The organism is Streptomyces indicus (genome assembly GCF_900100315.1).
In the GTDB taxonomy this organism is placed as follows: Bacteria; Actinomycetota; Actinomycetes; order Streptomycetales; family Streptomycetaceae; genus Streptomyces; species Streptomyces indicus.
Genome location: NZ_FNFF01000010.1, coordinates 56,025 through 76,803 on the forward strand (window position 1 = coordinate 56,025; position 20,779 = coordinate 76,803).

At 70.5% G+C, this 20,779-nt stretch carries 19 protein-coding genes; 6 read left to right on the forward strand and 13 right to left on the reverse strand.

Going from position 1 to position 20,779, the window contains the following annotated elements; all coding sequences use genetic code 11:
- Window positions 1-24 precede the first annotated feature (24 nt).
- The 6 genes from BLT97_RS23455 to BLT97_RS23480 all read right to left on the reverse strand — a co-directional run bounded on the left by BLT97_RS23455 (window position 25) and on the right by BLT97_RS23480 (window position 5,213).
- Complete coding sequence (locus BLT97_RS23455) at window positions 25-876, reverse strand: fumarylacetoacetate hydrolase family protein (RefSeq protein ID WP_093613381.1); 852 nt, start codon at window positions 874-876, stop codon at window positions 25-27.
- A gap of 186 nt (window positions 877-1,062) precedes the next feature.
- Entirely contained in the window at window positions 1,063-1,809 is a 747-nt protein-coding gene (locus tag BLT97_RS23460) for a YidC/Oxa1 family membrane protein insertase (RefSeq protein WP_093613383.1), read from the reverse strand.
- Window positions 1,810-2,060: 251 nt separating this feature from the next.
- Window positions 2,061-2,348 carry a DUF6412 domain-containing protein gene (locus BLT97_RS23465; protein WP_093613689.1) on the reverse strand — a complete coding sequence of 96 codons (288 nt, stop codon included), beginning with the start codon at window positions 2,346-2,348 and terminating at the stop codon, window positions 2,061-2,063.
- Window positions 2,349-2,437: 89 nt separating this feature from the next.
- Window positions 2,438-3,937: a sodium:solute symporter family protein gene (locus BLT97_RS23470; protein ID WP_093613385.1), complete on the reverse strand. Its 1,500-nt coding sequence runs from the start codon at window positions 3,935-3,937 to the stop codon at window positions 2,438-2,440.
- Window positions 3,934-4,143 (reverse strand): DUF3311 domain-containing protein, encoded by a 210-nt coding sequence (locus BLT97_RS23475; RefSeq protein ID WP_245769510.1) that lies wholly within the window; start codon window positions 4,141-4,143, stop codon window positions 3,934-3,936. The genes BLT97_RS23470 and BLT97_RS23475 overlap by 4 nt, the downstream gene beginning before the upstream one ends.
- Window positions 4,144-4,340: 197 nt before the next feature.
- A complete protein-coding gene (locus BLT97_RS23480) occupies window positions 4,341-5,213 on the reverse strand; it encodes a class E sortase (protein WP_425442751.1) in 873 nt (290 codons plus the stop codon).
- 172 nt (window positions 5,214-5,385) lie between these two features.
- Here BLT97_RS23480 and BLT97_RS23485 point away from each other — a divergent pair, with 172 nt between their 5' ends.
- Window positions 5,386-6,408: an SEC-C metal-binding domain-containing protein gene (locus BLT97_RS23485; RefSeq protein ID WP_093613389.1), complete on the forward strand. Its 1,023-nt coding sequence runs from the start codon at window positions 5,386-5,388 to the stop codon at window positions 6,406-6,408.
- Window positions 6,408-7,307, forward strand: a complete 900-nt coding sequence (locus tag BLT97_RS23490; RefSeq protein ID WP_093613391.1) for an SRA domain-containing endonuclease — start codon at window positions 6,408-6,410, stop codon at window positions 7,305-7,307. Before BLT97_RS23485 ends, BLT97_RS23490 begins: the two co-directional genes overlap by 1 nt.
- Before the next feature lie 10 nt (window positions 7,308-7,317).
- Here the strand turns inward: BLT97_RS23490 and BLT97_RS23495 are convergent, their stop codons facing one another.
- Window positions 7,318-7,875, reverse strand: coding sequence for a GNAT family N-acetyltransferase (locus tag BLT97_RS23495; protein ID WP_093613393.1), 558 nt, complete (start codon window positions 7,873-7,875; stop codon window positions 7,318-7,320).
- Window positions 7,876-8,496: 621 nt separating this feature from the next.
- On the opposite strand from BLT97_RS23495, the gene BLT97_RS23500 reads away from it, so the two are divergent.
- Complete coding sequence (locus BLT97_RS23500; RefSeq protein WP_093613395.1) at window positions 8,497-9,399, forward strand: SDR family oxidoreductase; 903 nt, start codon at window positions 8,497-8,499, stop codon at window positions 9,397-9,399.
- Window positions 9,400-9,487: 88 nt separating this feature from the next.
- Here the strand turns inward: BLT97_RS23500 and BLT97_RS23505 are convergent, their stop codons facing one another.
- The gene (locus tag BLT97_RS23505; RefSeq protein WP_093613397.1) at window positions 9,488-10,978 is read right to left on the reverse strand and encodes an MFS transporter; all 1,491 of its coding nucleotides are present in this window, start codon (window positions 10,976-10,978) and stop codon (window positions 9,488-9,490) included.
- A 118-nt stretch (window positions 10,979-11,096) separates the two neighbouring features.
- Window positions 11,097-12,308, reverse strand: coding sequence for a DUF445 domain-containing protein (locus BLT97_RS23510; protein ID WP_093613693.1), 1,212 nt, complete (start codon window positions 12,306-12,308; stop codon window positions 11,097-11,099).
- A gap of 477 nt (window positions 12,309-12,785) precedes the next feature.
- Here BLT97_RS23510 and BLT97_RS23515 point away from each other — a divergent pair, with 477 nt between their 5' ends.
- Both BLT97_RS23515 and BLT97_RS23520 read left to right on the forward strand, forming a co-directional pair.
- Window positions 12,786-14,096 (forward strand): SGNH/GDSL hydrolase family protein, encoded by a 1,311-nt coding sequence (locus BLT97_RS23515; RefSeq protein ID WP_093613399.1) that lies wholly within the window; start codon window positions 12,786-12,788, stop codon window positions 14,094-14,096.
- A gap of 9 nt (window positions 14,097-14,105) precedes the next feature.
- On the forward strand, window positions 14,106-14,624 hold the full coding sequence (locus BLT97_RS23520; RefSeq protein ID WP_245769511.1) for a GNAT family N-acetyltransferase: 519 nt from the start codon (window positions 14,106-14,108) through the stop codon (window positions 14,622-14,624).
- Window positions 14,625-14,638: 14 nt separating this feature from the next.
- Here BLT97_RS23520 and BLT97_RS23525 read toward each other — a convergent pair whose 3' ends face one another.
- The 4 genes from BLT97_RS23525 to BLT97_RS23540 are packed head-to-tail and all read right to left on the reverse strand — an operon-like array spanning window position 14,639 to window position 18,016.
- Window positions 14,639-15,319: a DUF1707 SHOCT-like domain-containing protein gene (locus BLT97_RS23525; protein ID WP_093613403.1), complete on the reverse strand. Its 681-nt coding sequence runs from the start codon at window positions 15,317-15,319 to the stop codon at window positions 14,639-14,641.
- 34 nt (window positions 15,320-15,353) lie between these two features.
- Window positions 15,354-16,343, reverse strand: coding sequence for an ABC transporter ATP-binding protein (locus BLT97_RS23530; RefSeq protein WP_093613405.1), 990 nt, complete (start codon window positions 16,341-16,343; stop codon window positions 15,354-15,356).
- A gap of 1 nt (window position 16,344) precedes the next feature.
- The gene (locus tag BLT97_RS23535) at window positions 16,345-17,211 is read right to left on the reverse strand and encodes an ABC transporter permease (RefSeq protein WP_245769512.1); all 867 of its coding nucleotides are present in this window, start codon (window positions 17,209-17,211) and stop codon (window positions 16,345-16,347) included.
- Window positions 17,204-18,016 carry an ABC transporter permease gene (locus tag BLT97_RS23540; protein ID WP_093613409.1) on the reverse strand — a complete coding sequence of 271 codons (813 nt, stop codon included), beginning with the start codon at window positions 18,014-18,016 and terminating at the stop codon, window positions 17,204-17,206. The genes BLT97_RS23535 and BLT97_RS23540 overlap by 8 nt, the downstream gene beginning before the upstream one ends.
- Before the next feature lie 205 nt (window positions 18,017-18,221).
- On the opposite strand from BLT97_RS23540, the gene BLT97_RS23545 reads away from it, so the two are divergent.
- Window positions 18,222-20,699: a transglycosylase domain-containing protein gene (locus BLT97_RS23545; RefSeq protein WP_093613411.1), complete on the forward strand. Its 2,478-nt coding sequence runs from the start codon at window positions 18,222-18,224 to the stop codon at window positions 20,697-20,699.
- Window positions 20,700-20,779: the final 80 nt, after the last annotated feature.

Here is a 20,779-nt window from a genome sequence, read left to right on the forward strand (position 1 = left end):
TCTTCGTATGCCTGCAGGGATCGCTTATGCGTCCTTCAACTCCTGGCGCTGACGGCCCAGGCCCTCGATCTCCAGCTCGACCACGTCACCGGCCCGCAGATACGGCTTCGGCTCCGGCTGGCCCATGGCCACACCGGCCGGCGTACCGGTGTTGATGATGTCGCCCGGGTACAGGGTCATGAACTGGCTGACATAGCGCACCACTTCGGCCACCGGGAAGATCTGCTCGGCGGTGGTGCCGTCCTGCTTGAGCTCGCCGTTGACCCACAGCTTGAGGCCGAGGGCCTGCGGGTCGGGTACCTCGTCGGCGGTCACGAGCCAGGGGCCGAGGGGGTTGAACGTCTCGCAGTTCTTGCCCTTGTCCCAGGTGCCGCCGCGCTCGATCTGGAACTCGCGCTCCGAGACGTCGTTGGACACCGCGTACCCGGCGACGTGCGCGAGCGCCTCCTCGTCGCTCTCCAGGTAGCGGGCGGTGCGGCCGATGACGATGGCGAGCTCGACCTCCCAGTCCGTCTTCACGGACTTCCGAGGAATGAGCACCGTGTCGTTCGGGCCGACCACCGTGTCCGCGGCCTTGAAGAAGACGATCGGCTCCGCGGGTATCTCGGCGCCGGTCTCGCGGGCGTGGTCGTGGTAGTTGAGGCCGATGCAGACGACCTTGCCGATCCGGCCGAGCGGCGGGCCGATGCGCCGCCCCTCGGCGTCGAGCACGGGAAGCGTCGGGGCCGCCTCCCGGATCCGGGCGAGCGCCGCCGGATCGGCGAGCAGCTCTCCGTCGATGTCCGCGACGATGCCGGACAGGTCCCGCAGGGTGCCGTCCTCGTCAAGCAGCGCCGGGGTTTCCGCACCCGGGTTTCCGACTCGCAGCAGCTTCATCGTTCACTCTCCTGTGGTCGAAGGGTCGGCCGGGCGCCGCGTCTGAGGGGGACGGGCAGCCCGAACCGGCCGATGGGTAGCGGCCATCGGAGTAATTGGCCGATCCTCCAAGAAAACGGTCCAGCCTGCAATACCCCGTTCACGTACTGGACCGTCACAAGGCGTGAGGCGCCGGGATCCGGGCGCTCACACCGCCGCGGCGAGGGTGGCCGGGGGCGCGTCCCGGTAGAGGAAGTAGCGCTCGGCGGCGCTCCATACGGTGCTCGTCACCACGTAGAGCGCGGCGGCGAGCGGGACGACGGCCACGGTGAACAGGGTCATGAAGGACATCAGCGGCATGACCTTGAGCATCGCCCCCATCCCGGGCGCGGCCTCGGTGGCCGCGGCCGGAGCGGTGGCCATCTGCTGCTTCGTACGCCGGTAGTTGAAGGTGGCGACGGCGGTCACGAGCGCGAACAGGGCGAGGTAGACCAGGCCCGCACCGCCGAACAGCCCGCCGTCCGCGAGCGCGTCGTGGAAGCGGCCGCCGAGGGGCGCGGCGCCGAGGGTGTGCCCGAGCAGCGGGTTGGCCTCGCCGCCGAGCTCCTTGCTGGAGAACAGGTGGTACATCAGGAAGAAGGCGGGCAGTTGGAGCAGGCTCGGCAGACAGCCGGCGAGCGGTGAGATGCCCTCCTTCTTGTGCAGCTCTAGGGTCGCCTTCTGCAGCTTCTCGGGGTTCTTGCCGTGCTTCCTGCGCAGCTCCGCCAGTTGCGGGGCCAGCTTGGTGCGGGCCTTCTGGCCGCGGGCGGCGGCCCGGGACAGGGGGTGCACGGCGAGGCGTACGGCCATGGTGAACAGGACGATCGCGGCTGCGGCGGAAGCGCCCTGGAACACGGGCGCGAGGAGGTCGGAGAACTGGTCGACCAGAGTGGCGAAACCACTGAAAACGGACACGGTGGGCCCCTTCGGGGAGTCTCGTCGTACCGGAAATGCCTGAAATGCCGGAGAACCGGCGGGATTTCGGTGTGACGGACCGCGCAGAGGTGCCGGTGGGCGAGGCTCGGAGCCGCTCGTGGGCGAGGGCGCAGAGGTGCCCGGAGGCGAGGCTCGGAGCCGCTCGTGGGCGAGGGCGCAGAGGTGCCCGCAGGTGCCAGGGCGCAGAGGTGCCCGGAGGCGAGGCTCAGAGGTCCCCGGGGCGGGGAAGGTTACGCGGCCGTCGGGGCGAGACGCCCCGGTGCTCGCGGACGCGTGCGGCCCGCGGCGTCCGGGTCCCGCTGCGGCAGGAAGGCCGTCCGTTGCTCCCGGTCGCGGATCGCGGTGCGCACCCGGGCGGGCTGCACCCGCGGGACGCTGCGCGAGGCGAGCAGGACGCAGACGGCCAGCGCCGTACCGGCCGCGGCGGTCGCGGCGAGGGTGACGGCGGCGGTGAGGGAGCCCGCGTCGGTGAGCAGCACCTGGCCGACGAGCAGAAGCAGCGCGCCGATGACCCGCATGTCACGCAGTCGCTTGAACCCGTCGCTCACGGCCGCCTCCTCTCGTCCTCGCGTCGCCCTCGTATCGCCCTCGTGGGCGCCCCTCGATCCTAAGCGTTCACGGCCTCGTCCACGAGAGGCTCCTTGGCCAGCACCTCGCGATCGGGACGTACGTCACGGTCCTTCGGCCCCGCGAACGTCACCACAAGTGCCACCGCGAGATTCGCCGCGAGGGCCACGAGCCCGGCGTTGATCCCCCACACCGGATCGTTCTCCGTGAACACCAGCGCGCAGACGATCACGACCCCGACGACCAGACCGCTGACCGCCGCGACCAGGGTCAGCCGCCGCCACACGAGCCCGAGCAGCAGCATCGGCAGCAGCTGCGCCATCCCCTCGTACGAGATGAGCGAGAGCCGGACGAGGGTGTTCGGTGCGGTGTACGTCATGATCAGCGCGAGGGTGCCGGCGATGACGACCACCGCCTGCGAGGCGTTCTTCTGCCGCACCTGGCTGTGCAGGCGCGGTACGTGGCTGAGCACGCTGCGTCCCCACATCGTGCCGATGACCAGCATGAACACCGCCATCGGCACGATGGACGACAGGGCCGCCGCCACCCCGATGACGCCGACGGCCCAGGCGGGCAGCGAGTCGACCACCAGCTTGAAGAGCGCCAGGTTCGAGTCCGCGCCGGTCAGGCCGGGCACGACGAACAGCGCGGCCATGCCGAGCAGCATCGGGACGAAGAGCAGGATGTTGTACCCGGGGAGCAGGATGGCGTTGCGGCGCAGGGCGTCGGCGTTGCGCGCGCCCAGGTAGCCGGCGACGGTGGTCGGGAAGATCACCACGGTGAAGGCGTTGAGCACGGTGGTCGAGGCGAACCAGGCGAGCCCGAGACCGCTCTCGCCGTGCCCGGGCAGGGTGAGCCACTCCCCCTTCTCCTCGACGAGCCGGTCGAGGAAGGGCCCGTATCCGTCGAAGTAGTGCAGCGGGACGTAGATCGCGAGGAAGGCGAGCGTGCCGATGACGAGCACGTCCTTGAGCACGGACACCCAGGCGCTCCCGCGCAGGCCGCTGACCACCACGAACCCCGTGGTGATCGCGAAGGCCAGGAAATAGGCCCAGTTGAGGCTGATGCCGCCGTACGAGATCGTCGAGACGACCACGCCCATGCCGGTGATCTGCAACTGGATGTACGGCAGCAGGAACACGGTGGCGAGCACGGCGACGGCGGCGCCCAGCCAGGGTCTGCCGTACCGGTGGCTGATCATGTCCGTGATCCCGACGAGCCCGTGGTCGCGCGCGTACGCCCAGAGCATCGGCCCGACGACGTACCCGACCACGTATCCGCAGGACATGTACGCGACCACGTACAGCACGGGAGCGCCGTAGTTGTAGCCCCAGCCCGCGGCCCCCAGATAGCTGAAGCTGGTGTAGCCCTCCCCGGCCATCAGCACCCAGATGAACACCACGCCGAGACTGCGCCCGCCCACGGACCACTCGGCGAGCCCGCCCTGCCCGCCCCTGCCGCGCACGGCGAGCAGACCGAGGGCGACCGTGGCGAGCATGAAGACGGCGAAGACGGTGGTGGCGACGGCGGCGTTGCTCATCGACCGCTCCCGGCCCGGCGGGAGTTGCGGTCCCCGCGCCAGGTCAGCCAGACGGCGACCGGCGCGAGGAGGGTGGCTCCCAGCAGCCAGACGAAGAAGAACGGCAGCCCGAGCACCACGGGCTCGACCTGGTTGACGAACGGCAGGGCGCCCACGTACAGCACGAACGGGACCAGCAGCCAGAGGAGATGAGGGCGAGCGATCACTCGGGTGAGCCTAGGCGGTGAGCCGGCCGATGCGGTGCACCGGTGGGGCGGGTGGGGGCACCTGTGACGGGTGGGCGGCACCTGTGACGGGTGGGCGGCACCCGTGGCGAGTCGGCCTCACCTCTGCCAAGCGGACGTCACCGGTGGCGAGTCGGCCTCACCTCTGACGAGTCCGCCTTACCCCTGGCGACCGAGCCTCACCGCTGCTTCACGGCGGTGAGCTTGCCCCAGACGATCAGGCGGTACTTGGACGTGAACTCCGGGGTGCAGGTGGTCAGCGTGATGTAGACCCCGGGCTCGCTGTAGCCGTACGAGGGCTTCACGATGCTGCGCGGCACCTTCGCGATCACCCCGCTGTCCCGCGCGGAGGTCTGCGGCAGCCCGCGGTCGACGGTGTACGTGAACGTGGCGCTGCGGGTGTCCACGACGATCCGGTCGCCCTTGGCGAGCCGGTTGATGTAACGGAACGGCTCGCCATGGGTGTTGCGGTGCCCGGCCAGCGCGAAGTTCCCCGCGGCCCCGGGCTGGGCCGTGCCCGGATAGTGGCCCACGTACCCCTTGTTGAGCACGCCCTGCTTGCTCACACCCTGCGCCACCGGCACCCGCACCCCGAGCTTGGGGATGGACAGCACCGCGTAGGCCTGCTCGTAATCGGGCGTCCGGCGCTCGCCGCCACCCGCCGGCCGCTGCCCGCCCTCCCCGGGCGGCTCGGCGAGCTCTCCGGGATCGGGCGCCTCGGCCTGCTGCCCCTCCTCCTGACCCTCCTCGCCGCTGAACGCGGGGTCGCCGCCGACCGCGGGATCCACCCCCTCCGCCTCCTGAGCCCACTGCTGTTCGAGGGCCTCGACCTGCCGCTCGGCGCCCTCCCGGGCCTGCCGGTTGGTCCACCACAGCTGGTGCACGACGAGCAGGAGCAGCACGATGCCGACGGTCACGGCGACTTCGGCGCCGGTCCACAGCCCCCGCACCCACGGAGAACGCCACCGGGACGCGCCCGGAGCCCGGCGCCTGCCCTGGCCGCCCCGCCCCTGCACGACCACGGGAATCCGCTCCCGACTGCGCACCCGCACGGCCACTCCCCTCCTCGCAGGGGTGCAGGGTAGGTCGCTCGCGGACAAGTGGCCAGGGCGATGCGGGGGTTGTGTGCCGTCCCCCGCAGCGGTGGGCGGGAGCCGCCGTTCCGGTGAGGAGGCCCCGAAGGGACCTGCCGCAAGCTCAGGGCCGGGCAGTACGGTGAACCCCATGCGCCCCGACACGCCTGCCGATCCCACGGATCACATCGCCGAAGCCGAGCGTCTGCTGCGCACCGCGGCGCAGTACCCCGAGGACGCCGAGCAGCTGCTCCTGCACGCCGCCGCCCACCTCGAGCTGGCCGGCGACCGCCCCCAGGCCACCGCCCTCTACGACCGCCTGCTCTCCGGCGAGGACCTGGACGACCCCGCCCTGATCCGCGCCCTGAAGGCGGCCAACCTCTGGGAGTACGGCCACGAGGCCGAGGCCCGCGCGATCATCGAGGGCATCCGCACGACGGCCCCGCGCTCCCCGGGAGCCTGGGTCATCGCAGCCGAATCCCTCGAGTCCCACGACGAACTCCCCACGGCCCACGCGGTCTTCACGGAGGGCGTGGAGCTCCTCCTCACCCAGGGCGAGGAAGTCCCGTACGACTGCACGTCGTTGCTCCTCGGCCGCCACCGCGTCCGCCGCCTCCTGGCCCTGCCCCACGACGTCTGGGACATCCTGGCCGACGACGCCCACTCGTCCTCGTCCCCGATCACGCTCGACGAACTCCACGACCCGAAGCGCCTGTGGTCCCTCGGCTCCTCGGACCCGGCCGAACTCACCGCGGAAATCGCCCGCCTGCGCGCGGAACTGGGCACGTACCGCACGGCGCTGTCCCGCCCGTTCCCGGTGGCGGTCCTCCACTGGCCCGCCACGGAACTCACCGAACTCCTGGCCGCCTACCCCTCCCTGACCTCGGAATACCCGTCCCACGAGGAGCACTTGGCCACCATAGAGTCCTCCCTGCGCGAACTCGCCGCCTCGGGCACGGAAAACCTGGGCATCGTGACCGCCACGGTCCCCTCCTACGAGGCCTTCGCCGCCTCGGAGGGCACGTCCCCGGACGATGCGTCACTGCTCCCGCAGTACGCGACGACGCTGGCGGCACGGGGGCGGGCGGTGGCTTGGCCGCCCAGTGGGGTTTGTTGGTGTGGGTCGGGGGTGGCTTACGGGGAGTGCCACGGAGCTCCCGAGGTCGACGCCTGATGCTCGACATACGCATCAACGAGCAACTTCGCAGACGAACGGTGCACGACAGGTTCGGCGGAAATCGGCAGCAAGGGATCACCCCCGCCACCAAGGCGGATAACGAGCTCATGCTCTTCAGCAGCCTCAAAGGCGCACGCCTATATGGCTACGTCGACGGCTGGGGAGCAGACGGCCACTATCACTACACCGGCGAAGGTACGGTCGGCGACCAGGACATGGTCGGAGGAAATCTCAACATCCTCCACCACCGAAAGGATCGCCGACCCGTCTACGTATTTCGTCCGGTATCCCCTGGCGTCGTGGAACACCTTGGCGAGTTCACGCTTGCCGAGGACAAGCCTTGGTATCGCATGGACCGCCCGGACAAGTTTGGCGAGATGCGAAGCGTCATCACTTTCCGGCTCAAGCCCGTGTCCGAAGAGCGAGTTGACCTGCCACAAGGGCCACCACGCCACTCGCAGACGACGGTAGAGGATGTCGCCGTCGAGCAAAGCATCGTCAAGAAGACGAGGGTCCCAGCGCAGGCGGAACGTGAGGCAGAGCGGCGCGAGGCTGTCTTGGTTGACCGGTATCTGCGTCATCTTCGCCGGCAGGGAGTCACGGCAACGCGGAAGAAGATCACCCTTGGGGATGAGCGCACGGTGTTGCGTACAGATATCTACGTCGCAGCAGACAACTTTCTCATCGAGGCCAAGGGGACGATCTCGCGCGAAGCCATACGAAGCGCGATAGGGCAGCTCTTCGACTACCAGAGATACATCAGCCCACGCCCCGCTCTCGGACTGCTTCTTCCCGATCAACCGCGCGAAGACATGATCGATCTCTGCGCAGCTCTCAACATCACCAGCATTTGGGCAGAAGGTGACTCCTTCCAAGTGCACAAGGCGTCACCTTGAGGCCTGCTCCTTACGCCGCCAACTCCGCCCGAGGATGCCCAGGAGCCAAGAACACCACCACATCACTCCCCGCCCCACCCGCCTCCGGCAACGGAGCCACCTCGTGCCAGCCCAGCCTTCGGTAGCTGGCCACGGTCGACGTGGCGCGGCGGGACATGGGGACCCATGCGCGGCCCGACGGGGCGTCGTCGACCAGTTCTGACAGGAGTGAGCGGCCCACGCCGGCCGGGCGGGCGTGGCGGCGGACGGCGAGTTCGTCCAACTCCAGCGCTCCGACCAGGAGTTCGCGGACGCGGTCCGGGCCCAGTTGCGCCGCGACCTTCGCGTAGGTGCGCGTGTCCGGGAGGGACTTCGGGGTGAGCCAGGCGATGGCGAAGCCGTCGATGCCCTGGCGGGACTGGGCCAGTACGGCGCGGAAGCCGGGGCGGTCGGCGTCGTTGCACAGGCGGTAGTGGAAACGCTGGATCGATTCTTCGTTCTCGTTCCACGGCGGGGCCGAGAAGACCTCGGCGTACGCGTCGACCAGGTCTTCCACGAGGTCGAGGACAGTGGCTCCGTAACAGATCACCTGAACTGCTCCTTGCTCCGCTTCTTGGATCGCGGTCCCGCCCCCGCGAGGTTGCGAGGTGGCAGGGTCGCGCCGATCCGGTTGATCCGATGCGTCCGCTGGGCGCGCCCCACGTGGTCGCGTGTGGCCGGTGGCCGATGCCGAGGGCCGCGAGGTCCGTGTGCCGCGTGCGCTATGACCGAATGTAGGGCCTACGGGGCGGTATTGGGCACCGAGCACCTTTGAACACCCTGTGATGCAGAAGGTGTTGGTCGGGGCGGATCTTCAACTTCCGTACCGTAAAGCCGAGATGAGCATGGGTCATGCGCCTTCAGGGCCTTTGGGAAGCTGCTCCCCTCGCGCCCCGAAATGGCCTTCCCGTACGGGCGTGTCGCGCGCGCCATTGGTCCTACGGTACGAACACCGTGCCCCTCCCGTACGCCTCATCCGGGAACTGGTCACCCCTGAACTCCCGTACGAGGGTGTGGTGTTGCCCCCGGGCAGGCGCCGGGTGGTCCGCTGCGGGAGGCGTACACATTGAGGACAGAAGTTGTCCGCTTCTCTTTCTACTGTGTGGGTGTCGGAGCAAGTCCCGGCAGGGGCAAGGCTCACAGGGAGAAGCAGAGAAGCAGGGGAGATCGCATGATTCTCGTCACCGCAGCCACCGCGCCCGTCGGCCGTTCCGTGGTCGAGCAGTTGGCCGGGCAGGGGGTCGGAGTGCGGGCGCTGACGCGGGAGCCCGAGCGGGCCGGGCTGCCGGAGCAGGCCGAGGTGGTGCAGGGGGATCTCGGCGATGCGGGGAGTCTGAGGGAGGCGCTGCGCGGGGTCGACGGGGTCTTTCTGCTGGCGGCCTCGCCCGCGTTCGATGCGGGTGCTTTCGCTAAGGCGGCGAAGGAGGCCGGGGTGCGGCGGATTGTCTTCCAGTCGTCCGGGGCGATCGAGGAGGGCGTGGAAGTCCAGTCGAATCCCGTGGCCGGGTTCCACGAGGCGATCGAGCGGGCGTTGGCCGGCTCGGGGGTGGACTGCACCTTCCTGCGGCTGGCCGTCGAGTCGTCCGGGTCCCTGGAGTGGTCCTTCGACGTGGCGGGGCAGTTGGCCGCGGGGGATGTCGTGCGGGGGCCGTCTGCCGATGCGGTCGAGACGCCGATCCACCCGGCCGATTTCGCGGCCGTCGTCATCGCCGCGCTGCGGGATGAGCGGGATGAGGAGGATAAGGGCGATGAGGGGGATGAGGGGGATGAGGGGGAGCGCGTGCGCGCCTCGCGTGTGTACCCCGTGACCGGGCCGCACCGCCTCAGCCTGGCCGAGCAGGTTCGGTTGATCGGGGAGGCGCTGAACCGGTCGGTGACGTATGAGGAGTTGAGCGAGGCGGAGGCCGCGGAGGCCATCAGTCCCTACGCTCCGGCGGAGGTGCTGCTCGGCACGTGGGCCCGGCATGTCGCGAGCCCTCCGCCGGTCGCCGACACGCTGCACCGGCTCACCGGCACAGCGGGCCGCAGCTCTCAGGAGTGGGCCGCCCACACCGCCGCGAGGCTCGCCTCCTGAGACGAAGGCGGCGGGGCCCACGTGCGAGGGCGGCCACCACACCGCGGTGGCCGCCCCGATCGGCAATCGGGCGAGCGCCTGACGCGCGTCAAGCCGTCCGCGCCCCGCCCGCCGTCGCCGCGCTCGCCACCGACAACGGCACCGCGATGTCCTCGAGCGAGCGCCGTTCCGCCCGTACGGCGAAGAAGGCCGCCACCAGCCCCGCCGCCACCATCAGGCCGGCCCCGATCTGGAAGGCGAGGACCGTGTCGGCGACCACGCCCGACTCCGTGAGCTTGGCGAACAGGAGCGGGCCGCTGATGCCGCCGGCCGCCGTGCCGACCGCGTAGAAGAAGGCGATCGCCATCGCGCGCGTCTCCATCGGGAAGATCTCGGAGACGGTGAGGTACGCGCTGCTCGCGCCCGCCGAGGCGAAGAAGAGGACCACCGACCAGCAGGCCGTGAGGGTCATGGCGCTCAGCGAGCCGCGGTCGAACAGCCATGCCGTGCCGAACAGGAGCAGCCCCGACAAGACGTACGTCGAGGTGATCATGATCTTGCGGCCGACCGTGTCGAAGAGCTTGCCGAGCAGCAGCGGGCCGAGGAAGTTGCCGGCCGCGATCACCGCGAAGTAGTAGCCGGTGCTGCCCGTCGGGACGTCGAAGAACTTGGTGAGGATCGCGCCGAAGCCGAAGGTGATCGCGTTGTAGAGGAAGGCCTGGCCGATGAAGAGGGAGAGGCCGAGGACTGTTCGCTTCGGGTACGCCGTGAAGACCGTGCGCGCGATGGTCAGGAAGCCGATCGACTTGCGTTGGTGGATGGTCATCTCCGAGGCGGGCTCGGGGAGTTCGGTGCCCTTTTCCGCTCGTACGCTGTCCTCGATCGAGGAGACGAGTTCCTCCGCCTCCTCTCCCCTGCCGTGGATGAACAGCCAGCGTGGGGATTCGGGGACGTTGCGGCGTACGAGGAGGATCACGAGGCCCAGGACCACGCCCAGCGCGAAGGTCAGGCGCCAGCCCACGTTCATCGCGAACAGCGAGGTGTCGAGCGCGACGATCGAGAGCAGCGAGCCGCCGATCGCACCCAGCCAGAAACTGCCGTTGATGATCAGGTCCACGCGGCCGCGGTACAGGGACGGGATCAGTTCGTCGATGGCCGAGTTGATCGCCGCGTACTCGCCGCCGATACCGAAGCCGGTCAGGAAGCGGAAGAGGAAGAACCACCAGGAGTGGAAGGAGATCGCGGTCAGGGCGGTCGCGGCGAGATAGACGGCCAGCGTGAGGATGAAGAGTTTCTTGCGGCCGAAGCGGTCGGTGAGCCAGCCGAAGAAGAGGGCGCCGCTGCACGCGCCCGCCACGTAGAGGGCCGCCGCGATGCCCGTGACCTGCGCGGAGCTGATCGGCAGGCCGCTGCCCTCCTCGGAGAGGCGGCCCGCGATGTTGCCGACGATCGTGACTTCCAGACCGTCGAGGATCCATACCGTGCCGAGTCCGATCACCACCGTCCAATGCCAGCGCGACCAGGGCAATCGGTCGAGACGGGCGGGTACGGCTGTGGTGATTGTTCCGGTGGAGCCCACGGATCCAGAACCGGCGGACATACGGCACCTCCTTGTGACGGTGCCGTCCGAGTCCCCTCGGCCTGGGGTTTTACGCTCTCCTCCGCGCCCGGAGCCCGTAACCCCTCCGCGCCCCGAGCCGCGCGTGACCCCGTACCCCCTACGCGCCCAGAGCGTGCGTGAGCGTGTAGATCAGGAGTCCCACCAGCGAGCCCACCACCGTGCCGTTGATCCGGATGAACTGCAGGTCGCGGCCGATGTGCGCCTCGATCTTCCTGGTCGTCTGGTCGGCGTCCCAGCCCGCGACGGTGTCCGTGATCAGCGAGGTGATCTCGCGGCGGTACGTGTTCACCACGTGCACCGCGACATCCTCCGCCCAGCCGTCCACCTTGGCCCGCAGCCGGGCGTCGGCGGACAGGCGGGCGCCGAGCGACAGGAGCCCGGCGCGCACGCGCAGACGCAGCTCGCTGCGCTCGTCCTCGGCCGCGGCCACGATCATCTGGCGCACGGAGGACCAGGCCGAGGCGATGATGTCCTGCACCTCGCCGCGGCCGAGCACCTCGGACTTGAGGCGCTCCACGCGCATCCGCGTGTCCGTGTCGGACTGGAGGTCGGCTGCGAAGTCCCGCAGGAAGCGGTCGATGGCGCCGCGCGCGGGGTGCTCGGGCATGTCGCGCATCTCGGTGACGAAGCGCAGCAGCTCCTTGTAGACCCGCTCGCCGACCTTCTTGTCCACGAAGCGCGGGGTCCAGCCGGGGGCGCCGCCCTGCACCGCGTCCATGACCTGGTCGCTGTGCACGACGAGCCAGTCGTGGGCCCGTACGCAGACCAGGTCCACGACCTTGCGGTGGCCGCCGTCCGCGACCACCTTCTCCAGGGTCTTGCCGATGCCGGGGGCGATCTCGGCGGCGTCCGCGCGCCGCGTGATGGCCTCGCCGACGACGGCCTGCACGTCGGAGTCGCGCAGGACGGTGAGCGCGCCGCGCAGGGCGGTGGACAGCTCGGAGGTGACGCGGTCTGCGTTGGCGGGCTCGGCCAGCCACTCGCCGAGCCGGGCGCCGAGGGCGACGGTGCGCAACCTGCGGCGTACGACGTCCTCGGAGAGGAAGTTCTCACCCACGAACTCACCGAGCGAGGCGCCGAGTTGGTCCTTCTTCGTGGGGATGATCGCGGTGTGCGGGATGGGCAGGCCGAGGGGATGCCGGAAGAGGGCGGTGACCGCGAACCAGTCGGCCATCGCGCCGACCATGCCGGCCTCGGCCGCGGCCGCCACGTAACCGGTCCAGGGGCCCATGCCGGAGTTCTGCGCCCACTTGGCGAGGATGTAGACCACCGCGACGAAGACCAGCAGGCCGGTCGCGGTGGCCTTCATACGGCGCACACCGCGGCGCCGCTCCTCGTCGGCGGCGTTGAATGAGAAGCCGGAGCCCGGGGCATGCTGCCTGCGCGAGGCCGGTCCGGATTGCTCCGTATCCCTCACGTTCGTCCGTTCCATCCGCCCTACCGCTCCATCCGCCGGCCGGCACCCGAGGTCAGGTCTCGCTGCTGCCGGTACCCGGGATCTCGCACCTATTGTCCCTGCCTGACTCGTCCCTGCCCGACTTGTCCCTGCCTGACCCGTTCATCGAACGCATCACATCTGACCGACTCCTGGAACGCATCAGGAGTTCCCGGCGTCCTTCCCTGTCGACACGGAACCGGGGAAACATCAGGGATGTCCCCGGTACGGAGTCGGGGATGACGGCCGGGCACGACACGGGGGGTACCGTGCGCGACCTCGGGCTGCATACCGCAAAATGGGATTGTCGAACCGGAGCCGAGGGCTCCCCTGCCCGAGGAGCTCACGCGCATGACCAGGCGTCACGGTTATGCCCTCCTGGCCGCCATGGCCGCTCTGGTGGTCCTTGTCGGCACCGCCATATACGTCACCTTCTCGGGCGGCGGCGACCGCGACACCACGGTGAGCGCCGGCCCCTCGCCGCAGGGTTCGGCCGACCGCGCCTCCGCGGGTTCCTGGGTCGGTACGTGGTCCACGGCCCCGGCCGGTGCCGAACCGCGTACGGGCGCGGGCTTCGCCGGGCGCACGCTGCGCAATGTGGTGCACACGAGCGTCGGCGGTACGAGTGCCCGCATCACGCTCTCCAACCTCTTCGGCACCGCGCCGCTGACCATCGACCACGCCTCGATCGCGGTGGCCTCCGCGCCCAGCAACCCGACCGCGCTCCCGGAGTCGCTGCGCCGGCTGACCTTCGGCGGCAAGCCCTCCGTGGTGATCCCGGCGGGCGGGCAGGTGGTCTCGGACCCGGCGCACCTCGGCGTGCCCGCGGACGCGGACCTGCTGGTGAGCACCTACTCGCAGCGGTCGTCCGGACCGGTCACGTACCACCCGCACGCACGGCAGATCTCGTACGTGGCGAACGGCGACCAGACGCAGAACCCGCGCGGTGACCGCTACACCGGGCAGAGCCCGTACTGGCGTTATCTGACCGCGGTCGACGTCCTCACGCGCGAGGCCGCCGGCTCGGTGGCCGTCCTCGGCGACTCGCTGACCGACGGCGTCAGCTCCACCCTCGGCGCCAACGCGCGCTGGACGGACATCCTCGCGGACCGGCTGCGCGAGGAGGCGGGCGCGCCCCGGCTCGGCGTGCTCAACGCGGGGATCAGCGGCAACCAGCTGGTGCCCGGCGGCCGTTACAAGCCCGCGGGCCCCAGCGGGGTGAGCCGCTTCGACCGCGACGTCCTGTCCCGTACGGGGATCAGGGCCGTGGTCGTCTGCCTCGGTGTGAACGACCTGCTGCGCAACCCCGAGGGCGCGAGCGCCGAGGAGATCCTCGACGCGATGCGCGAGCTGACCCGCCAGGCGCACGCCCGCGGGCTGCGCGTGACGGGCGCGACGCTGATGCCGTTCAACGGCCACCGCGGCTACCGCCCGCACCTGGAGGCGATGCGCCGCACGATCAACGCGGAGATCCGCGCGGGCCGCGTCTTCGACGAGGTGGTCGACTTCGACCGCGCCCTGCGCGATCCGTACGCACCGGACCGGCTGCGGGCCCCGTACGACTCGGGCGACCACCTGCACCCGAGCGACGCGGGCTACCGCAAGATGGCCGAGGCGTTCAACCTGGCGCATCTGCGGGGGCGGGCTCCGGCGGAGCTCTGAGGCCGGCCGATGGGCGAAATGATGCTGTCCGACGGGACCGTCACGCTGTCACCGCTGCGCCCTGAGGACGTGGACGGCCATCTCGCGGGCGAGGACGCCCTGCTCGTGCGCTTCCTCAACGGCGGTCCGGGCACGCGGGAGAGCGTGGACGCGTACGTGCGGCACTGCATGGAGCAGTGGGCGGACGCCGGGCCGCTGCGCGCGTTCGGCATCCGGGTGGACGGTGGCGGGACGCTCGTGGGGACGGTCGATCTGCGGTTCGCCGCGGAAGGGCTCGCCCCCGGCCAGGTGAACGTCGCGTACGGTCTCTACGCTCCGTGGCGCGGGCAGGGCCTTGCCACCCGCGCCGTGCGGCTCGTGCTGCCGTACGCGGCACGCGAAGGCGGGCGGGAGGCGGTGATCCAGGTCGAGCCGGAGAATCCGGGCTCCGCGGCGGTCGCGCGGCGGGCGGGGTTCACGCCCCGGGCGGTGCGGGGCGGCACCGGGCTCGACTGGTACGTGAAGGATCTGCGCACCGACATCCCGTGACGCCGCCGTAGGCCCTACTCTCCCAACTCCCTGCGCTCCGCCTTCTTCTCCAGCTTGGCGCGGCGGCGCTCCTCCTTCTGGCGCTGCTTCTCCGCGCGGGTGACCTTGCGCAGGACGCCGATGCCGCCCATCAGGGCGAAGCCCGTAAGGATCACGCGGGGGGCGCCGGGGTCGCCCGGGACGCCCTCCTGGCTGTGGTCGAAGCCGCCCATGATGCCGAAGCCGCGCACGACGACCTCGACGCCGGGCGGGACGGTGACCGTCATGCCGCCCATGATCGCGACGCAGTTGATGACGATCTCGCGGTCCTCGAAGCGGGCGTCGCGCAGATCGATCTCTCCGCCGCCCCAGAACGTGAAGCAGGAGAAGCGGCGCGGCGCCGTCCACATGCCCTTGCGCTGGAAGCCGCCCATGATCGCGATGCCGCGGCGCGAGGTGGCCTCGCCGCCGATGCGGGATGACCAGTCGCCGGCCGCCGCGAGGCCGGTGGGGGCGGGAGCGGCGGCGGCGCCGGTCGGCAGGTCGCGGGTGAGCGGCTCCAACTCCCCGTATGTGCGCGCCTGGTACGCGGCTCCGAGGCGCTCGTCGAACTCCTCCATGTCGAGGCGGCCCTCGGCCAGCGCGTTCCGCAGCACCTCGGCGACCCGCTCGCGGTCGGCGTCGGAGGCCCTCAGCTCGGGCAGCTCGTCGGTCATACGAATCAGCCTAGCCGGGCCGCTGCGGCGAAGGTCACCCCAGCTCTGCCCGGTCCGCGTACATCTTCGCGATCACGGCCTCGATGTCCGGTTCGCGCACGGACAGGTCGACGAGCGGGTACGAGGAGGCGACCTCGGTGACGAGCGGGGCCGCGGAGGCGGTCGCCGGGAACGCCAGCCACTGGCGCGGCCCTTCGACCCGCAGCACCCGTGCGCCCGTGATGTCCAGCGGCGGCAGTTCGCGCTCCAGGTCGACCACGAGCGTGCGCTCGCTCTCGCCGATCTCGTGCAGCCCGGCGAGCGCCCCGTCGTACATCAGACGGCCGTGGTCGATGACCATGACGCGTTTGCAGAGCTGCTCGATGTCCTGGAGGTCGTGGGTGGTCAGGAGGACCGTGGTGCCGGCCGTGGCGTTCAAGTCCCGGAGGAATTCCCGGACTCTGGCCTTGCTGACCACGTCGAGGCCGATGGTCGGCTCGTCCAGGTAGAGCACCTCGGGGTCGTGCAGGAGGGCCGCCGCGATGTCTCCGCGCATCCGCTGTCCGAGCGAGAGCTGGCGGACCGGCACGGCCAACAGGTCGGCGAGGTCGAGGAGTTCGACGCAGCGGTCGAGGTTCTCGCGGAAGCGCGCGTCGGGGATCCGGTACATGCGGTGGGCCAGCTTGTACGAGTCGATCAGCGGCAGGTCCCACCACAGGGTGGTGCGCTGACCGAAGACGACACCGATGCGGTGCGCCAGCTTCGTGCGCTCGCGCGAGGGCTCGATGCCCGCGACGCGGATCCGGCCGCCGCTCGGCGTGAGGATCCCGGTGAGCATCTTGATCGTGGTGGACTTGCCCGCGCCGTTCGGCCCGATGTAGCCGACGATCTCGCCGCGCGGCACGGTGAAGCTGATGCCGTCCACGGCGCGCACCTCGTGCCGCTCGCGCCGCAGGAAGCCCTTCTTCCTGCGGACGTCGAACACCTTGCGCACGTCCTCGAGCTCGATGAAGTCCGAGACGGCGTCCGTCTCTCGGTCGGTCACATCAACTCCCCGTGCTGCGGTACGAACGAAGGCCGGCCCGCCAGCACGCCCCGGCCGCGAGCGCGCACACCGCCGTCACCAGCGGCGGCAGGAAGGCCGTGGACTCCGGCAGGTCCACCGGGTAGGGGCGGCCGAGGACGTAGAGGGCGGGCAGCCAGTTGACGAAGGCGAGCGGCAGGACGAAGGTCACGCCGCGCACCAGCTCCCTGGCGAAGATCGTCGGCGGGTACTGGAGCAGCGTATTGCCGCCGTACGTGAAGGAGTTGACCACCTCGGCGGCGTCGCGCGCCCAGAACTGGAAGGCGGCGCCGGCCACCATCACCGACCCGAAGATCCCCGCCCCGGACAGCACCATCAGCGGCACCAGGCACACCTTCAGGACGGTCCAGTCGAGGTCCAGCAGGACCAGGGACCAGACCAGGACGAACAGCCCCTGGCTGACCCGGCCCAGGCGGCGCAGCGCGAACCGGTCGGCGGCGACCTGTGCGAGGACCGGGGCGGGCCGGACGAGGAGGGTGTCGAGCGTGCCGTCGCGCACGCGCCGGCCGATCCGCGAGACCTGGCCGAGCGCGAGGTCCGCCAGGCCGAAGGCGGTGCTCGTCGTCCCGTAGAGGAAGGCCACCTCCGCGAAGCCGAAGCCGCCGAGGCCCTCGACGTGCGTGAACATCAGCAGGATCACGACGAAGTCGAAGAAGGTCACGACGAAGTTGGCGAGCAGCGTCATCGCGAACGAGAAGCGGTACGTCATCGTGGAGCGGATCCACATCGCCGCGATAATCCGGAACGCGGCGAGCCCGCCGACGCCCGTGGCCCGCGCGGTCCCCGGAGCACCCGGTGCGGTCGGTGCGCCCGGTGCGTGCTCAGCCACCCTGCACCACCACCCTTCGCCGCGCGGCCAGTTGGAGGACGCGGCCGGCCGCGAGCAGCACCACGGCCCAGCCCGCCTGGAACCCGTACGCCTTCGCCAGGCCCCAGCCCGTGTACTTGCCGAGGAACACATCGGCCGGCACCTGGAGCATCGACGCCCACGGCAGCACCCGCGCCACCTCGCCGAGCGCCCCGGGGAACACCGTCAGGGGCAGCAGCATCCCGGAGAAGAACAACCCGCACAGCCAGGCGACCTGGACCACGCCGGCGCCGTCCATCAGCCAGAAGGCGCTGAGCGAGACGAGGAACCAGATGGCGAAGCCGACCACGACCCCGAGCGCCACCGAGCCGAGGAAGGCGGGCCAGCGCCACAGGTCCCCGGAGGCACCGGGCAGCGCGAGGTCGAAGGCGAGCGCGCCCACGGCCATCGGGACGATCCCGCGGCCCGCGAGCTCGAAGGCGGCCCGCCCCAAGTCGGTGGCCAGCCACCACAGTTGGAGGTCGGCGGGCCGGTAGAGGTCGACGGCGACATCGCCCGTCTTGATCCGCTCGATCAGCTCCTCGGCGAACCCGCCGCCGCCCATCAGGCCGCAGGTCGCGAGCAGCGCCTGCCCGATCCAGACGTACGTGAGCGCCTCGGGCTTGTCGTAACCGCCGAGGTTGGGGCGCTCGTCCCACAGGGCGTTGAAGGTGAAGGCGAGCACGAAGCCGAAGACCGTGTTGGTGAAGACGCCCGCGGCGGTCGCCACCCGGTACGTCGCATGCCGCCGGAAGCTGCCCGCCGCCACCGCCGCATACAACCGCACGGATCCACCCCCTTGCCTTCCGGCGGCCAAAGACGAAGACCCTAGCCGCCCGCGGCAACAGGGCGCCACGCGTTTTCACCCGTCCGGCCGATCGGGGAGCCGTCACGGGCGCGCGGCGAGCAGGGGGCGCACAGAGCCGGATGCAAAAGTGTCCATCAGGGTTCAGAACAGGCTCTCCACTGGCGAAACGGGAGTTCCGGGAGATATGAGCGACGAGCCGCGTGAGCAGGAGGGGCCGGAGGGCGGGCCGGACAGCGGGCGGCAGCCGGACCGGTCCGCGGAGCACCCGGGCTGGGCGCCACGCGAACCGGAGCTCGCGGGCGCGCCGCAGCCGGGCCCGGAGGGTCAGGCCGAGTCCGCCGAGACGGCCAAGTCCGCGAAGGGCAGGAAGCAGCGCCGCAAGCGCACCGGCTGGCGGCGCATCATCCCCACCTGGCGGATGGTCCTCGGCACCTTCCTGCTCGTGTGCCTGCTGCTCGGCGGCGCGCTCGTGGCCGGCTACCTGATCGTGGACATCCCGCCCGCAAACTCCGCCGCGACCGCGCAGACCAACGTCTACCTGTACGCCGACGGCAAACAGCTCGCGCGCGACGGCGGCGTCAACCGCGAGAACATCCCGCTGGCCCAAGTCCCGGAACACGTACGGCAGGCGGTGCTCGCCGCCGAGGACCGCGACTTCTACTCGGAGTCCGCGGTGGACCCGAAGGCGATGCTGCGCGCGGCCTGGAACACCGTCACCGGCAAGGGCAAGCAGTCCGGTTCGACGATCACGCAGCAGTACGTGAAGAACTACTACCTCAGCCAGGACCAGACGATCAGCCGCAAGGTGAAGGAGTTCTTCATCGCGATCAAGCTGGGGCGCGAGGTCAGCAAGGACGACATCCTCGAGGGCTACCTCAACACCAGCTACTTCGGCCGGAACGCGTACGGCATCTCGGCCGCGGCGCACGCGTACTACGACAAGAAGCCCGAGGATCTCACCACCGCCGAGGGCGCGTATCTCGCGACGCTGCTCAACTCCCCCAGCGCGTACGACGTGACGGCCCACCCGGAGAACAAGCCGCGGGCCGTGGGGCGCTGGAACTACGTCCTGGACGGCATGGTCAAGGAGAAGTGGCTGAGCCCGGCCGAGCGGCAGGCGATGAAGTTCCCCGCGCCCGAGGCCGAGGCGGGCCTGTCCTCCGGCCTGTCCGGGCAGCGCGGCTATCTGGTCAACGCGGTCAAGGACTATCTCCTCGCGAACGAGATCGTCACCGAGGACGAGCTCAAGACCGGCGGCTACCGCATCACGACGACGATCGACCCCGATCAGCAGGACGCGTTCGTCGAGGCGGTGGACGAGCAGCTGATGTCGAAGCTGGACCCGAAGGCGCGGAAGATCGACGGCAGCGTCCGGGTCGGCGGCGCCGCGATCGATCCGGCCACCGGGCGGGTCACGGCGCTTTACGGCGGAATCGACTACGTCAAGCAGTTCACCAACAACGCCACCCGGCGCGACTACCAGCCCGGCTCCACCCTCAAGCCCTTCGTCCTCACCTCGGCCGTGGAGAACAACTCGACGACCCAGGACGGCCGTCCGATCACCCCGAACACCATCTACGACGGCACCAGCGGGCGTCCGGTGCAGGGCTGGAACGGCGAGCGGTTCGCGCCCGAGAACGAGGACCACGTCGACTACGGGAACATCACCGTGCGCACCGCCGCCGAGAAGTCCGTGAACTCGGTGTTCGCGCAGATGGCCGTGGACGTCGGCCCGGAGAAGGTGATGAACACCGCCGTCGACCTCGGCATCCCGAAGACCACGCCCGGTCTCGGCCCGTACCCCTCGATCTCGCTGGGCACCCCGACCGCCAGCGTCCTCGACGTCACCCAGGCCTACGCCACGCTCGCCAACCACGGCCGGCACGGCACGTACGCGCTGGTGGACAAGTTGGAGAAGAACGGCGAGGAGATCACGCTGCCCGCCCGGGACACCCGCCAGGCGGTCTCCCGCGCGGCCGCCGACACCACCACGTCCGTGCTGCAGAGCGTCGTGGACGACGGCACCGGCAGCGCCGCGCTCGCCGCGGGCCGCCCGGCCGCGGGCAAGACGGGCACGGCGGAGGAGGACAAGGCGGCCTGGTTCGCGGGCTACACGCCCGAACTCGCCACCGTGGTCGCCGTGATGGGCCAGGACCCGGAGACAGCCATCCAGACGCCCTTGTACGGGGCGGTGGGGCAGGCGCGGATGAACGGCGGCGGGTATCCGGCGCGGATCTGGGCCCAGTTCACGCGGACGGCGCTGGAGGGTGAGCCCGTCAGCGAGTTCGACCTGGAGATCCCCTCCGGCTCCGAGGAGCCCCCGCCGCTGCCCACCGTTCCGCCGCAGGACGGCGGCACGGAGGGCCAGGACGAGGGCCGGACGCAGGGCGGCGAGAACGGCGGCGCGAACCAGGGCCAGGACGAGGGACAGACCCAGGGCCCGACGCAGGGCGCGGACCAGGGGCAGACGCAGGGGGCCGACCAGGGTCAGACGGAGGGCCAGGACCAGGGCCAGACCCAGGGGACCGACCAGGGACAGTCGGAAGGCCAGGTCCAGGGGCAGACCAACGGGGGCGCGGACGGCGGGGGCGATGTCGGCGGGCAGGACGGGGGCGGCTCCGGGGGCGGGGAGAACGGTGGGGCGGATGCGGGGAGTACGTAGGAGGGCCATGCAGCGCATACGGCGAGGGGCCGGCGAACTGTTCGCCGGCCCCTCGCCGTATGGCACCTGCGTCAGCAGCC